General features: G+C 31.3%; 22 protein-coding genes and 1 pseudogene. 14 read left to right on the top strand and 9 right to left on the bottom strand.

What is annotated here, in order from left to right:
• The first annotated feature begins 74 nt into the window (after positions 1-74).
• From AWE51_RS02170 to AWE51_RS02210, 9 genes are all read left to right on the top strand, one after another.
• Entirely contained in the window at positions 75-1202 is a 1128-nt protein-coding gene (locus AWE51_RS02170; RefSeq protein WP_066308861.1) for an N-acetylmuramoyl-L-alanine amidase family protein, read from the top strand.
• Between the two features lie 86 nt (positions 1203-1288).
• On the top strand, positions 1289-2239 hold the full coding sequence (locus AWE51_RS02175; protein WP_066308862.1) for an MlaD family protein: 951 nt from the start codon (positions 1289-1291) through the stop codon (positions 2237-2239).
• Positions 2240-2249: 10 nt separating this feature from the next.
• Complete coding sequence (locus tag AWE51_RS02180) at positions 2250-3578, top strand: (Fe-S)-binding protein (protein ID WP_066308863.1); 1329 nt, start codon at positions 2250-2252, stop codon at positions 3576-3578.
• Positions 3579-3639: 61 nt separating this feature from the next.
• Positions 3640-4086 (top strand): LNS2 domain-containing protein, encoded by a 447-nt coding sequence (locus tag AWE51_RS02185; protein WP_066308866.1) that lies wholly within the window; start codon positions 3640-3642, stop codon positions 4084-4086.
• Between the two features lie 62 nt (positions 4087-4148).
• Entirely contained in the window at positions 4149-4940 is a 792-nt protein-coding gene (locus tag AWE51_RS02190) for a (Fe-S)-binding protein (protein WP_066308869.1), read from the top strand.
• A 131-nt stretch (positions 4941-5071) separates the two neighbouring features.
• Positions 5072-5557, top strand: a complete 486-nt coding sequence (locus AWE51_RS02195; protein WP_066308872.1) for an ABC transporter ATPase — start codon at positions 5072-5074, stop codon at positions 5555-5557.
• Between the two features lie 7 nt (positions 5558-5564).
• On the top strand, positions 5565-8489 hold the full coding sequence (locus tag AWE51_RS02200; RefSeq protein ID WP_232517324.1) for a glycoside hydrolase family 3 N-terminal domain-containing protein: 2925 nt from the start codon (positions 5565-5567) through the stop codon (positions 8487-8489).
• 43 nt (positions 8490-8532) lie between these two features.
• A complete protein-coding gene (locus AWE51_RS02205; RefSeq protein WP_066308874.1) occupies positions 8533-9435 on the top strand; it encodes an aldo/keto reductase in 903 nt (300 codons plus the stop codon).
• Positions 9436-9675: 240 nt separating this feature from the next.
• A complete protein-coding gene (locus tag AWE51_RS02210) occupies positions 9676-10131 on the top strand; it encodes a hypothetical protein (protein ID WP_066308876.1) in 456 nt (151 codons plus the stop codon).
• A gap of 9 nt (positions 10132-10140) precedes the next feature.
• On the opposite strand, the gene AWE51_RS02215 is transcribed toward AWE51_RS02210, so the two are convergent.
• From AWE51_RS02215 to AWE51_RS02225, 3 genes are read right to left on the bottom strand one after another with little or no spacing between them, the layout of a single operon-like run.
• Positions 10141-10677 (bottom strand): RsmD family RNA methyltransferase, encoded by a 537-nt coding sequence (locus AWE51_RS02215; protein WP_066308881.1) that lies wholly within the window; start codon positions 10675-10677, stop codon positions 10141-10143.
• Position 10678: 1 nt separating this feature from the next.
• Positions 10679-11506 (bottom strand): DUF3822 family protein, encoded by an 828-nt coding sequence (locus AWE51_RS02220; RefSeq protein ID WP_066308883.1) that lies wholly within the window; start codon positions 11504-11506, stop codon positions 10679-10681.
• On the bottom strand, positions 11487-12131 hold the full coding sequence (locus tag AWE51_RS02225) for a hypothetical protein (RefSeq protein WP_066308885.1): 645 nt from the start codon (positions 12129-12131) through the stop codon (positions 11487-11489). Before AWE51_RS02225 ends, AWE51_RS02220 begins: the two co-directional genes overlap by 20 nt.
• 136 nt (positions 12132-12267) lie before the next feature.
• Between AWE51_RS02225 and AWE51_RS02230 the strand changes: the two genes are divergently transcribed.
• The 4 genes and pseudogenes from AWE51_RS02230 to AWE51_RS02240 all read left to right on the top strand — a co-directional run bounded on the left by AWE51_RS02230 (position 12268) and on the right by AWE51_RS02240 (position 16424).
• On the top strand, positions 12268-13695 hold the full coding sequence (locus AWE51_RS02230) for an ATP-dependent DNA helicase (protein ID WP_066308888.1): 1428 nt from the start codon (positions 12268-12270) through the stop codon (positions 13693-13695).
• Between the two features lie 303 nt (positions 13696-13998).
• Positions 13999-14709 (top strand): annotated as a pseudogene (kdsB, locus tag AWE51_RS26935) (3-deoxy-manno-octulosonate cytidylyltransferase); the annotation flags it as partial.
• Between the two features lie 75 nt (positions 14710-14784).
• Positions 14785-15846 carry an iron-containing alcohol dehydrogenase family protein gene (locus AWE51_RS26940; protein WP_066310923.1) on the top strand — a complete coding sequence of 354 codons (1062 nt, stop codon included), beginning with the start codon at positions 14785-14787 and terminating at the stop codon, positions 15844-15846.
• Between the two features lie 23 nt (positions 15847-15869).
• On the top strand, positions 15870-16424 hold the full coding sequence (locus AWE51_RS02240; RefSeq protein WP_066308890.1) for a 1-acyl-sn-glycerol-3-phosphate acyltransferase: 555 nt from the start codon (positions 15870-15872) through the stop codon (positions 16422-16424).
• Here the strand turns inward: AWE51_RS02240 and AWE51_RS02245 are convergent.
• From AWE51_RS02245 to AWE51_RS02265, 5 genes are all read right to left on the bottom strand, one after another.
• A complete protein-coding gene (locus AWE51_RS02245; RefSeq protein ID WP_099098758.1) occupies positions 16421-16927 on the bottom strand; it encodes a hypothetical protein in 507 nt (168 codons plus the stop codon). The two genes, AWE51_RS02240 and AWE51_RS02245, sit on opposite strands and share 4 nt — an antisense overlap.
• A gap of 101 nt (positions 16928-17028) precedes the next feature.
• Positions 17029-17529 (bottom strand): hypothetical protein, encoded by a 501-nt coding sequence (locus tag AWE51_RS02250; protein WP_147405086.1) that lies wholly within the window; start codon positions 17527-17529, stop codon positions 17029-17031.
• A gap of 265 nt (positions 17530-17794) precedes the next feature.
• Positions 17795-18517: a YebC/PmpR family DNA-binding transcriptional regulator gene (locus AWE51_RS02255; RefSeq protein WP_066308895.1), complete on the bottom strand. Its 723-nt coding sequence runs from the start codon at positions 18515-18517 to the stop codon at positions 17795-17797.
• Positions 18518-18635: 118 nt separating this feature from the next.
• Positions 18636-18926: a 4a-hydroxytetrahydrobiopterin dehydratase gene (locus AWE51_RS02260; protein WP_066308899.1), complete on the bottom strand. Its 291-nt coding sequence runs from the start codon at positions 18924-18926 to the stop codon at positions 18636-18638.
• A gap of 61 nt (positions 18927-18987) precedes the next feature.
• Positions 18988-19923, bottom strand: a complete 936-nt coding sequence (locus AWE51_RS02265) for a septum formation inhibitor Maf (protein ID WP_066308902.1) — start codon at positions 19921-19923, stop codon at positions 18988-18990.
• Positions 19924-20177: 254 nt separating this feature from the next.
• Here AWE51_RS02265 and AWE51_RS02270 point away from each other — a divergent pair, with 254 nt between their 5' ends.
• A complete protein-coding gene (locus AWE51_RS02270; protein WP_066308905.1) occupies positions 20178-20891 on the top strand; it encodes a TenA family transcriptional regulator in 714 nt (237 codons plus the stop codon).
• 128 nt (positions 20892-21019) lie between these two features.
• Here AWE51_RS02270 and AWE51_RS02275 read toward each other — a convergent pair whose 3' ends face one another.
• Positions 21020-21616, bottom strand: coding sequence for a Maf-like protein (locus AWE51_RS02275; RefSeq protein WP_066308907.1), 597 nt, complete (start codon positions 21614-21616; stop codon positions 21020-21022).
• Between the last annotated feature and the right edge of the window lie 2 nt (positions 21617-21618).

Here is a 21618-nt window from a genome sequence, read left to right on the forward strand (position 1 = left end):
TTTTTTCATGTCTGTTATTAAATACGGGAACAAAAATGGAATGTTTCAATTTTATAGTAAATTATTTGTAGTTGATGAAACGAAATATAACATATAGTATTTTTCTGGGAGTTGTAATTTTTATAATATACGGGTTTCAGAATCCCGAAACTTTACAAGAAAAAAAGAAATTTGTAGTAGTTTTAGATGCAGGACATGGGGGACATGATTCTGGTAATAGAGGAAACGGATATGAAGAAAAAACTATTTCTTTAAATGTAGTGTTATCTGTTGGTAAGGCATTAGAAAAAGACCCTAGGTTTAAGGTTGTATATACCCGAAAAACTGATAATTTTATAGAGTTGCATGAACGAGGTAGTATTGCCAATAAGGCAGGAGCAGATCTTTTTGTTTCTGTACATTGCAATTCTCACCGTTCCCAAGCCTACGGTACAGAAACATTTGTTTTAGGATTGCATGCAAATGATGAAAACTTTAATGTGGCTAAAAACGAAAATTCAGTTATTCTTTTAGAAGATAATTATGAAGCCAATTATGATGGTTTTGATCCTAATTCTCCAGAATCTATAATAGGGCTAACATTAATGCAAGAAGAATATTTGGACCAAAGCCTTACACTCGCCAGTTTTGTTCAAAACAGGTTTAAAAAGACATTAAGTAGAAAAAGTCGTGGAGTAAAACAAGCTGGATTTGTAGTACTACACCAAACATATATGCCTAGTGTTCTTATAGAACTTGGTTTTTTAACCAATAATAAAGAAGGTAAATTTTTAAATTCTAAGAAAGGACAGGCCGAAATGGCAAAATCTATTGTAACCTCTATAATAGATTATAAAGAAAGTCTAGATGCTATATATTATGTTCCAAAAACAGAGACTCCTAAGGTAGTAGAAACGAAGACACCTAAAATAGAAGGAGGACAGGTGTACGAAGATGTTGTTTTTAAAGTGCAAATTGCTGCCGGTTCAACCGATATAGAGTTGCAACCCTTTAACTTTAACGGGCTTGATCAATTGTCAAAAATTAAGTCTGGGGACTTGTATAAATATTATTTTGGAAGTACCTCTAACTATACTCTAATACAGGAGCTTAAAGAAATTGCAACAGGAAAAGGATACGATTCTAGTTTTATAGCAGCTTTTCGGAATAATGAAGCAATTCCTTTAACAGAAGCACTAAAAGCTAATATTTCTTCTAATTAATCTAAATAAATACTAAGAATTCCTCAAAGAATAGGTAGTAGAAAAGTTTTTTTATTCTAAATTTGTGTCCTAAAACATAATATATTTTGAAATTTACTCGAGAAGTTAAAACAGGAATTTTAGCGATATGCGCTATAGCACTTTTGATTTTTGGATATAGCTTTTTAAAAGGGAAAAATCTTCTCGAAAATGATAGAACATTATATGCAGTCTATAAAAATGTCGAGGGATTAATACCATCTTCCCCCGTTACTATAAATGGCTTAGTGGTTGGTCAGGTAGTATCTATCGATTTTGCTGATACCGAAGGTAATTTGGTCGTAGAGTTTACAGTTGGTAATGATTTTTCATTTTCTAAAAATAGTGAAGCAAAAGTATATGGCGGAGGCTTAATAGGAGGAAAATCTTTAGCAATAATGCCAAAGTATGAAAAAGGACTTGAAGCAAAAGATAGGGATACGTTACCAGGCAGAGTAGAAGCTGGTTTGTTAGAATTGGTAAATGATAAGTTAGCACCTTTACAAGAAAAGTTAGAAGCCGCTATAACCGATGCAGATACATTGTTGACATCTGTTAACGGTATTCTTAATGTAGATAATAAAAATAACCTTAATACTATTTTTAAAGATTTAAGTGAGAGCGTAAAAGACTTTAAAGGAACATCAAGAAGGTTAAATAACCTTATGATAGCTAATGAAGATAAATTGAGTAATGCATTTAGAAATGCAGATGAAATTTCTACGAAATTAAATAAAGTGTCAGATTCATTGTCAAATATCAATATTGGTAAAATAGGAAAGGAATTGGAAGCTGTCTTAGTTAATTTTGATAAAATTTCACAAGATTTAAAGTCAGGAAAAGGTACAGCAGGAAAATTGTTGAAGGATGATAAATTATACGATAATTTAGAAAAGACAAGTAAACAATTAGAGCTTTTACTTCAGGACTTAAGACTAAATCCAAAACGTTACGTTCATATTTCTGTTTTTGGAAAGAAAAATGCACCATACGAAAAACCAACAGACTCAATAAATTAATTAATAGATTATGCAATACATACCTAATATCTTATTTGTAATTGCCTTAGTGGCTGGGATTGGATATTTTATAAAGAATATCCGTAAGGTTATTCGTAACATTCGCCTTGGTAAAGATGTAGATAGGTCAGATGATAAAGCAGCGCGATTTAAAAATATGGCTATGATTGCTCTAGGGCAGTCTAAAATGGTAAGAAGACCAATAGCAGGTATTTTACATATCGTGGTTTACATAGGTTTTATTATTATTAATATAGAGGTGCTCGAGATTATTATCGATGGTATTTTTGGTACGCATAGAATATTTTCATTCTTAGGACCACTTTATGACTTTCTGATTGGCTCATTCGAGATTTTAGCATTTTTAGTATTTGTAGGAGTTATTTTATTTTGGACACGTCGTAATGTTATTAAACTTAAACGTTTTTGGAACCCCGAGATGAAAGGATGGCCTAAAAATGATGGTAATCTTATCTTGTATTTCGAAATGGTATTAATGACCTTATTTTTGGTTATGAATGCTGCTGATCTACAGTTACAAGAATTAGGTTCTGGGCATTATATCAGCGCAGGATCATATCCAATAAGTCAGTTTATTTCTCCGCTTTTTGAAGGAATGTCAGAAGGAAGCCTTATACTTTTAGAAAGAGGAGCCTGGTGGTTGCATATTCTTGGAATCCTAGTGTTTTTGAACTATTTATATTTCTCTAAACACTTGCATATTTTATTAGCTTTCCCGAATACATACTATGGAGATTTAAAACCCAAAGGGCAACTAGATAATCTAGAAGCAGTTACCAAAGAAGTAATGTTAATGATGGATCCTAATGCTGATCCGTTTGCAGCTCCTGCAGAAGATCAGGCAGAAGAAGGTGAACCTGAAAAGTTTGGAGCTTCGGATGTTATGGATCTTAATTGGGCACAATTACTTAATGCTTATACTTGTACCGAGTGTGGGCGTTGTACTAGTGAATGTCCTGCAAATCAAACAGGAAAGAAACTTTCTCCTCGTAAAATAATGATGGATACTAGAGATCGTCTTAAAGAAGTGGGAGATAATATTGATAAGAATGGTAGTTTTGTCGATGATGGTAAACAATTATTAAACGACTATATTTCGACAGAAGAACTATGGGCATGTACAAGTTGTAACGCTTGTGTTGAGGCTTGCCCTGTAAGCATAAGTCCATTGTCAATCATTATGGATATGAGACGTTATTTAGTAATGGAAGAGAGTGCAGCACCAACAGATCTAAATAATATGATGTCTAATATAGAAAATAACGGAGCTCCATGGCCATTTAACCAAATGGATAGAGTAAACTGGAGTAAAGAATAAATGATCACGTATTAATTTAAATTAACCAATTAACCATTTAAACTAAAGAGAAATAATAGTTATGAAGAAGGAAGAAGTAGAAAAATTACTACACGATAAAGTAGAGGCAGGAGAGCATATTAGCCCTGTACTTCCAGAAGGTATCAAAAATTATTTAATTGATATCGATGGTACAATTACAGAAGATGTACCGAATGAAGAACCAGAACGTATGGTTACATGTGAACCATTTCCAGATGCTTTAGTAACATTAAACAAATGGTTTGATGAAGGACATATCATATGTTTCTTTACATCGCGAACAGAAGAACATAGAGGAGTAACAGAATCTTGGTTAAATAAACATGGATTTAAGTATCATAGCCTGTTAATGGGTAAACCAAGAGGAGGGAATTATCATTGGATTGATAATCACTTAGTAAAAGCAACTCGATACACAGGTAAATTTACAGAATTGGTAGAGAGAGTGGTGACTATAGAGGTTTTTGATGACGGAAAACACGATTAAATAAGTGGTTTTCCTATCCACCTTCTTTTAAATAAGGAATTAAGAAAAATAAAGTATTAAATATGAGCGAAACTATAAAAGTACCCACAATGGCAGAGTATATGGCCGAAGGTAAAAAACCCGAAGTGCTATTTTGGGTAGGTTGTGCAGGTAGTTTTGATGATAGGGCGAAAAAGATTACAAAAGCATTTGTAAAACTACTTCATAGTGCAAATGTTGATTTTGCAGTTTTAGGAACAGAAGAAAGTTGTACAGGAGATCCTGCAAAACGAGCTGGAAATGAATTTTTATTTCAAATGCAAGCAGTTACCAATATTGAGGTAATGAATGCATATGAAATAAAAAAGGTTGTAACAGCCTGCCCTCATTGTTTTAATACCTTAAAAAATGAATATCCAGTCTTAGGAGGTGATTATGATGTTATGCATCATACCCAATTTCTTAAGTCTTTATTAGATGAAGGTAGATTAACTGTAGAAGGAGGTAAATTTAAAGGGAAACGAATTACTTTTCATGATCCATGTTACCTGGGTAGAGCAAATAATGTTTATGAAGCACCAAGAGACTTACTTAAAAAATTAGAAGTTGAGTTGATTGAAATGAAACGCTGTAAACGAAATGGTTTATGTTGTGGTGCTGGAGGTGCTCAAATGTTCAAAGAACCAGAACCAGGTAATAAAGATGTAAATATCGAAAGAACAGAAGATGCTTTAGAGACAAAACCCGATATAATTGCCGCTGGTTGTCCGTTTTGTAACACTATGATGACCGATGGTGTTAAGAATAAAGAAAAAGAAGATAGTATTGATGTTATGGATGTTGCAGAGCTTATAGCTAATGCACAAGATTTATAATATATTTATCAAATAAAGTACAATTTAAGTAGAGTTAATATGTTTTTCATATTAACTCTTTTTTTAAATAGATTCTAAAGGGAAATAGTAATAGTTTTTGCTATTTTAGTAAAAAAGTAAAAAGATAGGTAATGTTGGTAGACTTCAATGAACTTCCTGAAACATCTAGAGTGTGGATTTATCAAGCAAATAGATCATTTTCTCAAGAGGAATTGGAAGAAATTAAAAATAAATTAAACGAATTTTTAGAGCAATGGACAGCACATGGTTCGGATCTTAAAGCTAGTTATGAAATTAAATATAAAAGATTCATAACAATAGGATTAGATCAAGGACTTAATCCTGCTACTGGTTGCTCAATAGATGCTTCAGTACATTTTATCCAAGATTTAGAACAACTATATAGTGTTGATTTGATGGATAAGATGAATGTTTCCTTTAAACAAGGAGAATTTGTAGCTTATAAAACGCTATCAGATTTTAAGATGATGGCCAAAAAAAGATCAGTATCCCCAAATACTATCGTTTTCAATAACCTAGTGACTAATATTGCCGAATATCGAACCAATTGGGAAGTCCCAGCAAAAGATAGTTGGCACAACCGGTTTTTAAACTAAAATTTTCGTGTGGCATAGTATTAAAAAGTATATTTCTTTTATTGTTTTATTTATCACGATTAGTGCATATTCTCAATTTCAGAACCCTCTAATTACTGAAGATGAAGATGCTCAAAGACGCTGGGTGGATAGTGTGTATAGTAAAATGACGCTTAAGGAAAAAGTTGGACAACTTTTTATGGTGGATGTGTTTTCTTCTAAACCCAAAAAGGATACAGACAAAATAAAAAAACTCATAGAAGAATATCATATCGGAGGAGTAATTTTTTCCAAAGGGGGACCTAATAGACAAGCAAAATTAAATAACGAGTATCAAGAGCTTTCTAAAGTACCTTTATTAATTGGTATGGATGCAGAGTGGGGACTCGCAATGCGTTTAGATTCTACTCAGGCTTTTCCATGGAATATGACTTTGGGAGCCATACAAAATAATGATTTGATTGAAGAAACTGGCAGACAAATTGCTAGACATTGTAAACGCCTTGGAATTCATATAAATTTTGCTCCGGTAGTAGACATCAATACAAATCCTAAAAACCCAATTATAGGAAATCGTTCATTTGGCGAAAGTAAAGAAATGGTGACTCAAAAATCACTAGCCTTTATGAAAGGAATGCAGAAAGAAGGAATTATGGCAAGTGCCAAACATTTTCCTGGTCATGGTGATACAGATAGCGATTCTCATAAAACTTTACCCACAATAAATTTTAATGCACAAAGAATAGATAGTATTGAGTTATATCCGTATAAACAACTTATTAAAGAAGGCTTATCAAGTGTAATGGTTGCACATCTTAATATTCCGAGTTTAGAATCTAGAGTTGGGTACCCTTCTTCTATTTCTAAAGGGGTAGTAACTACTTTACTTAAAGATAGCTTAAGTTTTGAAGGACTTATTTTTACAGATGCTTTAAATATGAAAGGCGCTTCTGATTTTAAAAGCCCCGGAGAAATTGATTTAGCTGCCTTTTTAGCAGGTAACGACGTACTGTTAATTTCAGAAGATGTTCCTCTGGCTTCACAAAAAATAATTTCTGCCTACTATTCAAAAATTGTAACAGAAGAACGTTTAGCTCACTCTGTTAGAAAAATATTATTAGCCAAATATAAAGTGGGACTTCATAAGTATAAGCCCGTTGAAACTGCTTTTTTATATGAAGAATTGAATAGTGTTAAAAACAAAACACTTCATCATAGTTTGGTAGAAAACTCATTAACAGTTTTAAAGAATGATAGAGCTGTGATGCCCGTCAAAAATCTAGATTTAAAAAAAGTTGCCTACGTATCTATGGGTGATGATTCTGGAGATGCTTTTTATCAAGAGCTTAATAAGTATGCAAAAGTCGACTGGGTTAAGGCAAATCAATTAAGTGAGATGATCGATCAGTTGCGTAATTATAATTATGTGGTAATAGGTTTTCATAAATCTAATGCTTCTCCTTGGAAAGATTATAAGTTCACTGACAAAGAATTAGTCTGGTTGTATGAAATTGCAAGGCTTAACACAACAGTGTTAAATATTTTTGCGAGACCCTATGCTATGTTGGATATGTTGACGACTTTAAATTTTGAAGGGATCTTAATGGCATATCAAAACAGTGAAGTCTCTCAGGAAAAAGCAGCACAAATGCTTTTTGGAGGAATAGGGGCAAAAGGAAAGCTTCCTGTTAGTTTAGGGGAAGATTTTCCGGTAGGGACTGGAATTGAGACAAGATCATTAAACAGATTGACTTATGGCCTGCCAGAAAGTGTAGGAATGAATTCATACAAGTTAAAAAGAATAGATTCTATAGTTGATCGTACATTAAAAGAAAAAATGGCTCCAGGATTGCAATTAATCGTCGCAAGAAAAGGAAAAGTTGTTTTTAATAAAAATTATGGATATCACACCTATAATAAGCTAAGAAAAGTTAAAGGAACTGATATATATGATTTAGCATCATTAACAAAAATACTAGCCACTTTACCACTTGTTATAGAAATGAAAGATAAAGGAATCGTTTCCTTGGATACACGTGTTGGTGAAATGTTACCTTCTTTTAAAGATTCTAACAAAAAAGATATTACGATTAGGTCGATGCTTTCTCATTATGCAAAACTTAGAGCATGGATACCTTTCTATTTAAAGACTCTTGATAGTGTTACACAAAAGCCAGATAAAAAATATTATAGGACTAAATCTTCAGATGAATTTAATATAAGAGTAACAGAGAACCTTTATTTTCGTAGTGATATGCGCGATTCTTTATTTTTAAGAATAAGAGATAGTGAATTAAGAAAAAGACTACGTTATAAATACAGTGATTTACCGTATTACTTATTAAAAAAATATATTGAAAATCATTACGGAAACTCGTTAGATGCGCTCACACAACAACATTTTTACAGATCATTAGGTGCTAACAATACATCTTATTTGCCATCTAATAAATTTAAGAAAAAGAGAATTGTACCTACAGAAAATGATGGTGCCTTCAGACAAGAGATTATCCATGGCTATGTGCATGATCAAGGAGCCGCTATGTTTGGTGGAATTGGCGGACATGCTGGGCTGTTTTCTAATGCAAATGATGTTGCTAAAATTATGCAAATGTACTTAAACGGAGGTAGCTATGGAGGAAAGCAATATTTTAAAAGTCAAACTTTAGAAGAGTTTAATACGTGCTATTATTGTAATAGAGATGTACGTAGGGGAGTGGGCTTTGATAAGCCACAATTAGGAGATATAGGACCTACATGTGGCTGTATTTCAAAGACAAGCTTTGGTCATAGTGGATTTACAGGTACCTTTACCTGGGCAGATCCAGAAGAAGAAATTGTTTATGTATTTCTAAGTAACCGTACTTTTCCTGATTCGGCAAATCGTAAACTGATTTCTAACGATATTCGATCAGAGATACAAAGAGTGATTTATGATGCAATAGATTATTAATCGTCCTTATAGTATAACACATTAACTTTTGAAAACTTTAAATATGAAAATTCAGGTTTCGAAAAAAGGCCCAACATTTTCACGTATAGTGGCAGGATGCATGAATTGGGGAGAATGGGGCGCTAATCTAACTGTAAGCCAAACTCAAAAACTAATAGAAGACTGCTTAAATATAGAGGTAACCACTTTTGATCATGCTGATATATATGGTCACTATACTACTGAAGAACTATTTGGGAATGCTTTAAAAAACCAAAGTGCTCTTCGGCAAAAAATGCAACTAATTACCAAATGCGGCATAAAATTAGTAACGCCAAACAGGCCTGATAATGGCATTAAATCATATGATTTAGATAAAAATTATATACTTAGATCAGTAGAGAAATCTTTAAAGAATTTAGAAACTGATTATATTGATTTATTATTGGTTCATAGGCCAAGTCCGTTAATGAACCCAGAAGAGATTATATCAGCCTTTTCGAAATTAAAAGAAGATGGTAAAGTATTGCATTTTGGTGTATCTAATTTTACACCTTCACAATTTGAGATGTTAAACGCTTTTATTCCCTTAGTAACAAATCAAATTAAGATTTCTCCTTTACATTTAGAGCCATTCGAAGATGGAACTTTAGACCAATGCATTACAAAACAGATAAGTCCAATGGGGTATTCTACTTTAGAAGGAGGAAAGTTCTTTGCAAAAGAACTTGATCAAAGTGTATTGAGAATTAATGGAATTGTAGTTGAATTGTCTGAAAAATACAATGCCAGCTTGGATCAGATATTAATGTCATGGATTTTAAAACATCCTTCACGTATTTTACCAATAATTGGATCAACAAAAATTAATAGAATCCAATCTGCAGTAGAGGCCTTAAAAGTTGATATTACAAATGAAGAATGGTTTATGATATGGGAAGCTTCTAAAGGTGAGGAAGTTGCGTAATTTTTAAACAAGGTTTTTAAAGTAGAAAGAGTATCTAAATCATTATACTAATAAGATTATGGGTTTTCATCATAAAAATTATGTTAAAATACTCGTAAAATAAATATTCCAATACGTCATTTTGCTTATATTTATTTGGTCGGACCCCTAAACGTATATTTTTTTCTGTTAATAATTTAAATCGTAACCCTAGTAAAACTCACAAATCACAACTCCCTAACTTTATAATCCCCTAACCAAATGAATAAGTACAAACTAACGCTTTTAGGGTTAGTATTTTCCTCCTTTATTTATGTGTCGACAATACTCCTTGAGTTAGATTTATTTGATCAATTCATTACCTTCTTAAAAAGCTTTGATTATTTAGAGATAGACGAACTAATTTTTCCATTTTTAATTTTTTGCGTTTTCCTTTTTATCGATATGCGTAGAAATAGTAAAAAGGTACAGTTGGAAAATGCAAAGCTTAATATTTATAAGGCTATGCTTTGCTCAAGTCATCACATTTTAAATAATTTTATTTATCAGATGGATATTTTTAAGCTAACTGCTGAGGATACACCTGGATTTGATGCTAAAGTACTGTCTTTTTATGAAGATATCATAAGTAATGCTTCTTATCAAATAGACTCTTTAAGTAATCTAACTACTATAGACGAATTCTCTATAAGAACTTCGGTTATGAGTAATCAATAATTATTAGTATTACTTTTCGAAAAAACTAAATACAGAGCCTCCATATTTTCGCGAATGGCTAAAATGTGGAGTTTCTTCTAAAGAAGTATGTTTTGAATGTTCTATGATTAAAACTCCATCGTCTTTTAAAAGGTTTTTTTCAAATACGAGAATAGCTATTTTAGAAAATTTTTCTGTTTCAAAATCATAAGGAGGATCAGCAAATATTAAATCGGCCTTACTGCTTGATTTTTCGAGATACTTATATACGTCACTCTTGATAGTCTCAATAGTAAAATTAAGTTCTTTAGAAACATTTTTTATATACCCCAAACATGCATAATGCCCATCTACCGCGGTTATATCTTTTGTGCCTCTTGAAGCAAATTCATAGCTAATATTACCTGTGCCTGCAAATAAATCAATTACAGATAAATTAGAAAAATTGTAATGATTATTTAAGATATTAAACAATCCCTCTTTTGCCATATCAGTTGTAGGCCTAACAGGTAATTTTTTTGGAGCATAAAGTATTTTTCCTTTATATTTTCCTGAAATGATACGCATATTAAAAAAGACTTAGTAAAACAAAGTGTTGATGGGGCTCTATAGGTCGAATGTCTGGTGATAGTTTTAAATCCAACAGATGGTTGCTAAAACTAACTTTTCTTATATATTGATGTGCAATGTTATGGTAATCATTGTTTTTCTTTATATCACCAAGAAACACCAAATGATATTCCTCTGGATTTAATTGTAATTGTTCTGTAGCAAACATCAAATAATATAAAAAATCCTCTTTAGTCTCGTGACTATATGTATTACTTAGAATTAACCGTCCTTTATTGATTACAAATAAATCAAAAGACTTTGAATTCATATTAGCAAAAACAGCTATATCATCACTATTTTTTTCTTGTGAGAGCAAAGCATTCGTTAAAATGGTGGTAGAATGTTTGTATGTAAAAGAACCAAAAGTTTCAAAGAAGAAATTGTGAATATTTGCATAAGGGATATAGACTGTAATAATATCATGTTGATTTAACTCATCAAATGCTATAAAATCATTATCGAAGACTTTAACAGTGTAATTTAAATATTCCTTTGCTTGATTTTCATCAAATAAAGGTTTCGGAACTAAAGTATAAAGATCATTTTGATATATAACTTCTACTGTTTCGAAGTTTTCTTTTAAATTAGAATTTGTATCAAAAGTATATTTGATTTTATTTAAAATTTGCTCGGGAGTTAATTGTATTCCAAAATTTTCTTGTTCAACAGTTAGTATTGTATGATCAATAGCGTCTCTCGTACAAAAAGAAAGTCCATTCAAGCTTACCTGAATGGACAATTTTTTAGATGTATTATCTATATTATTATTGGTCGTTTGCACCATAGGTCATTGGCCAGTTACCAGATGTTTTTACTTCAATCATTGATCCAACAGATAAAAATGCCCCATTAACACCATCAACAGAAACAACTTCTTTCTCTTGAGCAAGCAAATCTTTGTCAAGATCATGAAGAAGTACGTCTTTTGCTACTTTAGCTTCAAAAACAGGGATTCTCAGGTCATTTTTATTAATAAAACCAGCATCTAAATCAAATTTTGCATCAACGCCTGCAATAGGAATTTTCAACATTGATTTATGACTACCAGTTTTAAACAAAGAATCTTTTACTGAAGCATACCCTAGTGTGTCAACAACAACAGTATCTTTCGGTTCGTCAATTTTCAGGATTTTATTAAATCTTATAAAACTAGAATCTCTTCTTTGTGTTAGTGTGAATTTAGCGGTATCTATAAATGTGATGAGTTTTTCTGGATTTTTTTCAAATTTTCCAGTTATAGATCTATAAGCCAATTGAGCGGTACGTATATCTCTAAGATTTTCAACGACTTTAGCATATCTTACTTCTTTTACTTTGTTGAATCTTACAGGTCCCATAACAGAATTGAATACCAAGTATCCTAAAAACCCTATAACTACCCAAAGAACTAATTGAATAACAATTTTCATTTTATGATTTAGCTTTAAACATTAGTGTATACGCAAATCTACAATTTTTTTTTAATCGTAAAAGTTTATTGCCAAAAAATCATCCCTATCTTTGATTTATTAACTTAAGTTAGATGTTTATATTTAAAATAAATCAATGAAGGAAAAAGAGTTTTATGAATTATTGAAAACAGATTTTCCTTTTGAACCCACTCTAAAACAGGACGTTGTACTTCAGAAGTTATCTCATTTCATTTTAGAGGGATCCAAAGATGCTCTTTTTCTTCTTAAGGGTTATGCAGGAACAGGAAAAACAACATTAATAGGTACTTTGGTTAAGAATTTATGGAAAGCGAAGCTGAAAGCAGTATTACTTGCTCCTACAGGAAGGGCAGCTAAAGTAATTAGCAATTATTCTGGCAAGCACGCACAGACGATCCATCGAAACATTTATTATCCAAAAAAGAATCAATCCGGTGGTTTAGCTTTTCAGCTTAAACAAAATAAAAGTAGAGACACTCTTTTTATAGTTGACGAAGCATCTATGATTCCTGATACTCCTAGTGACAGTAAATTGTTCGAAAATGGCTCTTTGTTAGATGATTTGATGATGTATGTGTACTCAGGATATAATTGCAAAATCCTTTTTATAGGCGATACAGCACAATTACCACCAGTAAAACTGGAAGTCAGTCCTGCTCTTAATCCAGATAATCTATCTATGGGTTTTAATAAGGATGTGACCCAGATAGAATTAGACGAAGTTGTAAGGCAAGCCGAAAATAGTGGTATCTTAATGAATGCAACTAATTTAAGAGAGCAGCTTAATGGTGGTTTTTATGATACTTTTCAATTTAATATATCAGGATATACCGATATAATTAGATGTATCGATGGTCATGAAATTATGGATGCCTTAAATGAAGCTTACTCAGATTCTGGTCATGAAGAATCTGTGATTATACTTCGATCAAATAAAAGAGCGAATATTTATAACCAACAAATAAGATCAAGAATTCTTTTTCAAGAAGAGGAACTTTCTGCAGGAGATTATTTAATGGTTGTAAAGAATAATTATTTTTGGCTTGATAACAAAAGCGAAGCTGGATTTATTGCGAATGGTGATATCATTAAGATTCTAGAAATTTATGCCATAAAAGAACTGTATGGATTTAGGTTCGCAGAGGTCAAAATTAGCATGGTTGATTATCCAAATCAAAAATCTTTTGAAACAGTTTTACTTCTCGAGACATTAACATCTGAAACCCCATCATTATCTTATGAAGAATCAAATACTTTATATCAAGAGGTGATGAAGGATTATGAAGATGAAACATCTAAGTATAAGAAATTTTTAAAAGTGAAAAATAATAAGTACTTTAATAGTCTACAGGTTAAGTTTTCGTATGCAATAACTTGCCATAAATCTCAAGGTGGTCAGTGGGATATCGTATTTATAGAACAGCCTTATTTGGCAGATGGTATTAATAAAGACTATTTACGCTGGCTTTATACAGCCGTAACTAGAGCCAAAAAGAAATTATATCTTATTGGATTTAAGAACGATTTTTTTATTGAAAGCTAAGTTGTTTTATTTTAACGGATTGAATTATTTGATTATATAAAGTGGTAAAAAAAGAATTAAGTAGATAGTAGGGTATTTTATTATTGAAGTGTTTTATATAAAAGGCTCTTTATTCTTAGATCGATGTAAAATAAAACAAAGAAAAATTTGATAAGCTTTTCTTTGGCTGATATTTATGATTTTTTTAAGATTTATATAGATAACTAAATATAAAGCTTGGCTCGAAAATTGATTTAAAAAAGCTAATTTTGCTATTACAAAAAGCAACAAACATTGAACAAAAAAGAACTTAAGATTATCGCAATGATTCCTGCGCGATACGCTGCAACGCGGTTTCCTGGTAAGTTAATGCAAGACCTTGAAGGAACAACAGTGATCAGAAGAACTTATGAAGCTACTATTAATTCTGGATTATTTGATGCAGTATATGTAGTCACTGATAGTGATATTATTTATGAAGAAATAGTTTCTAATGGTGGAGAAGCAATTATGAGTATTAAAGAACATAGTTGTGGTAGTGATAGAATCGCTGAAGCTGTTGAAGGTTTGGATGTGGATATTGTGGTAAATGTTCAAGGAGATGAACCATTTACTGATCGAGAAAGCCTTGAAAAAGTCTTAAATGTATTTTATGAAGATGATTCGGATAAAATCGATTTGGCAAGCCTTATGACACCTATTAGTGACTGGAATGATATTATGAATCCTAATAGTGTAAAGGTTATTGTAGATGAAAATAACTATGCATTGTATTTTTCACGATCACCAATTCCGTATCCTAGAGATAAAGAATTAAATTATACATATCATAAGCATAAAGGAGTTTATGCTTTTAGAAAACAAGCTATTTTGGATTTTTATAAGCTACCAATGAAACAACTGGAAGCTTCTGAAAAAATAGAATGTATTAGATACCTTGAATATGGTAAGAATATAAAAATGATTGAAACTCGACACGAAGGTGTTGAAATTGATACCCCGGAAGATTTAGAAAGAGCTAAGAAAATAATTAAAAAAGAAAATGTAGTGGAAACAAACTATTTGATTACTTCCGATAAAAAACAAACTACTTTACATAAAAACTTCCCAATGGTTCCTAAAGTAGTATTTGGAAAAGGAGCTTTTGACCAAATAGGAGAAATAATTTCTCCAGTACGAAATGGTATTGCACCTTTTATCTATTTAATAGATAGTGTTTTTGAAAATAATATCTCATTTATTGAAGATAGAATTCCATTACGTTCAATGGATGAAATAATTTATGTATCAACTGAAGAAGAACCCAAAACATCTCAAGTAGATGAATTGGTGAATAGAATTAATAGTACCTATCAGTTTGCGCCAAGCGGTATTATAGGAATTGGTGGAGGTTCTATACTTGATTTGTCAAAAGCTGTAGCTATTATGTTAACCAATCCAGGAAGTGCGGCGGATTACCAAGGATGGGATTTGGTTAAGAACAAAGCTGTTTATCATGTTGGGATTCCAACTATATCTGGAACAGGAGCAGAAGTGTCTAGAACTACCGTATTAACTGGACCAGAACGAAAACTAGGTATTAATTCAGATTTTACACCATTTGATCAGGTTATTTTAGATCCAGAATTAATTAATAATGTGCCTAAAAATCAATGGTTTTATACAGGTATGGATTGTTATATTCATTGTGTAGAGTCGTTAAATGGTACATATTTGAATGCTTTTAGCCAAAGTTATGGTGAGAAAGCATTGGATTTGTGTAAAGAAATTTTTCTAGAAAACGATTTAGAAAAAGAAGATGCTGATTCAAAATTAATGATGGCTTCCTGGCACGGAGGAATGAGTATAGCATATTCACAAGTGGGTGTTGCTCATGCAATGAGTTATGGATTGGCATATGTTTTAGGAACAAAACATGGTGTTGGAAATTGCATTGTATTTGATAAATTAGAAAAATATTACCCAGAAGGAGTTGCGATATTTAAAAAAATGAAAGAATATCATAATATAACATTGCCTGTTGGAGTTTGTGCTGATATCACATCAGAACAGTTGGATACTATGTGCGAAGTAGCACTTAGTTTAGAACCACTATGGGAAAATGCTTTGGGTAAAGATTGGAAATCCGAAGTTAATGCAGAGGTATTAAAGAAAATTTATCGTTCTTTATAAATATATTTTCAACTTAGTATTTTATGAAACGTTTATCATCTTTTATCTATTATAAAATACTAGGTTGGAAAATTATTGGTGATTTTAATGCCGACCATATCAAGAAATGTGTTGTTATTGCAGTGCCGCATACGAGTTGGCATGACTTTTATATAGGCTTGTTAATCCGACAATTGGTTAATCTTAAAATTAGTTTTTTGGGAAAAAAAGAACTCTTTAAATGGCCTTTGGGTTGGTATTTTAAAAAAGTAGGAGGGATTCCTTTAGATAGAACACCTGGTCAAAATAAAGTTGAAGCAATAGCAGAATTGTTTAAAAAAAGAGAAGAATTGCGTCTTACCATTGCTCCAGAAGGAACTAGGAAGAAAGTAAAAGAATGGAAAACCGGTTTTTATCATATTGCTAAAGAAGCAGAAGTGCCTATAATTATGATTACTTTTGACTTTGGAAAAAAACAAAATGTAATTTCAGAACCGTTTTATCCAACAAATAGTATTGAAAAAGATTTTGAATACATGTATAACTTTTTCAAAGGTGTAAAAGGAAAAATACCTGGATATAGTTTTAATGTGGATTAAAATTTTCGAGTTTTTTCTTCTATTATTTTATCATCCTTAGGTTTTTCTTCTACTTGACCTCCTCCAAAAATTAATTCGGTACTAGAAAATGTTGTTCCGAATGTCTTAGCAGCATAATATACTTGTGATATCGCGTTTTCAACTTGTTCATTAGATAATTCTTTTAAAGGGTGTATATATACAGACCAAAGGATTTCATTTGAAATAGCATATTTAACATCTAATGCTGAATGAAAATTAGCTGTCATAGCATCTAATAAAAGATCTTTATCTAATTTTTTCGATTCGGCAATAGGCGAAATTATACGCATTCTATTATTGGTTTGATCTGTAACACATAGCATAGGAACCTCTTTATACAAAAATTTCCAGTTACCCGAAACACCATTTAAAGTATCCGCATTTTTATAAATAATTTCTTGTAATTTGTTGTTATCCATTTCTTGGGCATACGTGCTAGCTGATACAAATACGAATAAGATTATAGTTGCTAATAATTTCATAAGTGAAGGTTTTAGATATAAGTCGGAAATATAAATAAAACATAACAAAAAGGACGTATTGATCAATACGTCCTTTTTGTTATGTTTATATAAGGTATAAACTATCTACCGCTTACTACAGTAAATTGTCCATCATAGAGAACCGACATGGATTTTCCATTTTCGATACTTACATCTGTAGTAAATTCAAAATTTGTATCACTATTTGCATTAACCGTAATTTTTCCTCCAGTAACATTTACTCTTTGCCCATCAACAGTAATATAGGCATCATCAAAAAAGAAAGCAGGCTCTGTAGGATTTGGATTATAAGAGAATATACCACTTCTAAAACGATTGTCATTTTCAATTACAGGAGAGTACAATTCTACATAAAAACTATATTCTTTTCCATCAAGAGTTCCCTTAAGTGTGAAGTCATAATTATATCCATTAAATCCATTTCCGAAATCTTCAATCAAAGCAGAAGAAATGGTAACTTTTTCACGACCATAAGTTATTTCATCAGGTAATGATGCTCCACTATCCTCATCACTATCACTAGAACAAGATTGGAAAATTAACATAGAAGTCAGAAAAAATAGGAAGGTGATTTTTTTCATAATCATTTCGGGGTTTTTATGAATTTTGCAGCGAAAATAGAAAAAAAATAAAAAAATGAAAAATTTTATTAACTTTTTTTTAACTATTTATAAATGACAATATTAAAACTAATGAGTAAAGTTTTAGCTCAATTCAAATAAAGGAAATTACTTAATAAGGATTTAAAATAATAATTATTAGAATAGGTTGAAAAGAATAATTCACATAAAAAAAGAGTCTGATAAGAAAATCAAACTCTTTTATATATTAAAACGGTATATTTCATTACTCAGAAGAAGATTCTTCCATTGTATGATAAACATTCTGTACATCATCATCTTCTTCGATCTTCTCTAAAAGCTTCTCTACATCGGCTGCTTGCTCAGGGGTTAGTTTTTTTGTTACTTGAGGAATGCGTTCAAATCCAGAAGATAAAATTTCTATTTCCCGGCTCTCAAGTTCCTTTTGAATGGCCCCAAAGCTCTCAAAAGGGGCATAAATTAGTATCCCATCATCGTCTTGAAATACCTCTTCTGCTCCAAAATCAATAAACTCTAATTCTAATTCTTCTGGGTCTAGACCTTCACCATTAATTCTAAAGTTACAGGTATGATCAAACATAAATTCTACTGATCCAGAGGTTCCTAAATTTCCATCGCATTTATTAAAATAAGATCTAACATTTGCTACGGTCCTGTTATTGTTATCTGTGGCAGTCTCTACCAGAATTGCAATTCCGTGAGGTGCGTATCCTTCAAAAAGTACTTCTTTGTAATCGCCCTGTTCTTTATCAGATGCTTTTTTAATTGCACGTTCGATATTGTCTTTTGGCATGTTTACAGATTTGGCGTTCTGTATTACAGCTCTTAAACGAGAATTAGAAGTTGGATCAGGCCCGCCTTCTTTTACAGCCATGACGATATCTTTACCTATTCTAGTGAACGCTTTAGCCATTGCTGACCAACGTTTCATCTTACGTGCTTTTCTAAATTCGAAAGCTCTTCCCATTGCGATAATTTTAAATTGTAAATACAAACATAAGTAGAAACCAAGTTTTTGACAAATGTTTGTTAGACTTCGATTCGTAAAATTCTAAAAATTATAGTGTACTAGATTAAAGGTAAGATTATGAATCTCCTTCAATAATCTTATCAATTGTTTTTGCAAGTACAAAATCATTTTCTGTTATTCCTCCAGCATCATGTGTAGAAAGACTAATTTGTAATTTATTATATACATTAGACCAGTCTGGATGATGTTGTTGGAGTTCTGCTTCAAAAGCAATACGAGTCATAACAGAGAAAGCATCTTTAAAGTCGTTGAACTCGAAAGTTGTATGTAGTGCATTTTCATTGTATTCCCACCCATCAACTTCTTTAAGTTTCTTCTGTATTTCTGATTCAGATAATTTTATCATGGTAATTATTTTTTTGCTTGGATATATTTTTAAGCTAAATTCTTGTTCTTGTTGTAAATTGTTATTGAAGCCCTAACTCTGTTCTTAGCACTTCATCTTTATTACGATTCTTACCCCAATAAGCAGATTTAATTTGTTTTATTTTAGTGGCAGTGGTCATTAATTCTTTTGCATTAGAACCATAACCGCTTTTAAAAGTTTCTGTCCAACTTTCTATTTCATAAGGAAACTTAGTTGTAAAAGTTATGCTTAAACTTCGCTTTAGCTCAGGATATTCTATAGTATAAGTACTCGTTGCGTCGTTTTTTTGTAATGAACATTTTGCATTAAAAGGTTTTATTTCTTTATGCCTTAACCTTGAATACTCTAAAGACGGAATTATCATTTTGTTGCCAACAGGTAAGTTACTTGGATTAATTCTAATTTTTGTCCAAAGTTCGTTTTCTAAGATAGCCTTATCTATTTTAAATTCTTGATCAGCTTCATTTTGAAAATAAGAATGTGACATAATTTCGAATTCATCTCTGTTATTTAGTTGTGCATAAACATGACCACACCATTCTTGCATTGAGCTAGATACTTTTATAGCATGTCTATTATCTGATACAGGATAAAATGTGCTTTGCATTATCGAATATGGATAAATACCTGTGTTAAATTTTTTTGTAGCATTTAATTTTAATACCGGAATATTATTGGAACTATTTTGATCCGCCTTTACTTGTTCATTAGGTAAGAAATCTTCTGTAACAAATATGAGAACAGATGTCCCTTTTCTTATCTCGCCATATCTAGCTTGTTCTAATTGATATGATGATATTTCTGCAGTGCCATTATACCAGTATTTTTTGAAATCCTCTGAAAGTGTATTGGACTCTGTATCCGTATAAGAGGCTTCTGTTATAACTGTTTTTGAGATATTATCGGCTTTTATGTTACTACAAGCAATAATTACAAATAATCCTAAAATCCCAAATAATAATATAGACCTTTTCATAGCATTAATTTTAATATGCAAATTACAATAAACCTATAATTTATCAATATCGATTAACATTTTATAAAATTGTTTTGTTCCCAAAAATAAAATGAAATAGGATGAAATATTTTTTTTAATGAGTAAACCCTAATTTACAATAGACTATTAATCTTATAGATTAAGTAGTTAATTGATAAGGTCATGAATTTATAATGTATTGTTATTGCATAATTTGATATGTTTTACTAATAGAATTTTAAAATTATTTAATCATGAAAAACAACAGAAGAATAGAATTAGATAAAAGCTTTTTAGTTGAGTATAAATTATCTACGGCACCACCTCCAGCAAATTCCCTTTTCTGGAAAATGTGGGATGATTGTATGCAAATTGCAGATGATGCCTTAAATACTGATTTTATTCAAGGAATTGCAGATGGAACACTCGATCCAGTAACATATGGTGGATTTAATGTAAGTGATGCATATTATTGTTTTAATGGAGAACAAGATTACTTAACAGCCGCAGAAAAAGCAACCAACCCTGGTCTTCAGGCATTTTTATTAAAAAAACACAAAAGCTATCAGAAATATAATAAGACATTTCCGGATATATGGCATATCAAGGACGCTAATGGAATTGTACCTAGCAAAGCTTGTAAGGAGTATGCAGAGTATGAATCTAACGTAGTATCACAAATGGAATCAATTTATGCTTTGATAGTTATGATACCTTGCGAATATCTATGGGCATGGCTGGGAAATCAATTAACACCACCAGAAACAGGTAACCTTTATGCTCCTTGGATTACAGGAAATGATGATTTTGAAGGTGCTTATGCTATGGGAAATTTTCTAAATGAATACCAAAAAAAGCATGTAATAAATGAAAGTATTGCAATCGATATTTATACAAAAGCAATGACTTATGAATACCTAAATTTTATGACCGCGACCAAAACAAAATTTAATACACAATTATTGTAAGATGCTGTATCTGGTTTTGTTAAAAAAGAGATATATAGACCTATTATAGAGATTAAAAATTTTCCAAAAAAATAAGTAACGCTATAGTACTCTAAGTGATTAATTTAATCAACAAAAATACAAAAACATTAAATGTTTTTGTTTACGGCAATATCGATTAAGGTTTGATAAACGATATGGGTGGGTAATCCCATTACATTAAAATAACTACCCTTAATATTTGATATTCCAATAAAGCCAATCCATTCTTGTATACCATAAGCACCTGCTTTATCTAAGGGTTTATGAGTGTTGACATAATACTCGATTTCTTTTTGGTTCAATTTCTTAAAAGTAACTTCTGTGATATCATGTAAAACTCTGATCTCATTTCCCATTTTAAAACACACAGATGTGATAACCTTATGAGTATCATTAGATAATGAGGCAATCATTTCCTTTGCTTCATTTGTATCTCTTGGTTTCCCCAAAGCTTTATTGTTGTGCCAAACAATCGTATCACTAGTTATTAGGAGATCTTTAGGGTTAAGATCAGTAAAAGCTTTTGATTTTAGTTCGGCTAGATAATCTGATATTTCTTCTGCTTTTAAATGATCAGGATATACTTCATTAATTTCTCTTAATTGTATTTTAAAATCTAAATCTAAATCTTTGAAAAACTGTTGTCTTCTTGGAGATCCCGAGGCAAGAATAATATTGTATTCTTTTAAAATATCTTTTAGCATAA

It is taken from the genome of Aquimarina aggregata (assembly GCF_001632745.1).
Classification (GTDB): Bacteria; Bacteroidota; Bacteroidia; order Flavobacteriales; family Flavobacteriaceae; genus Aquimarina; species Aquimarina aggregata.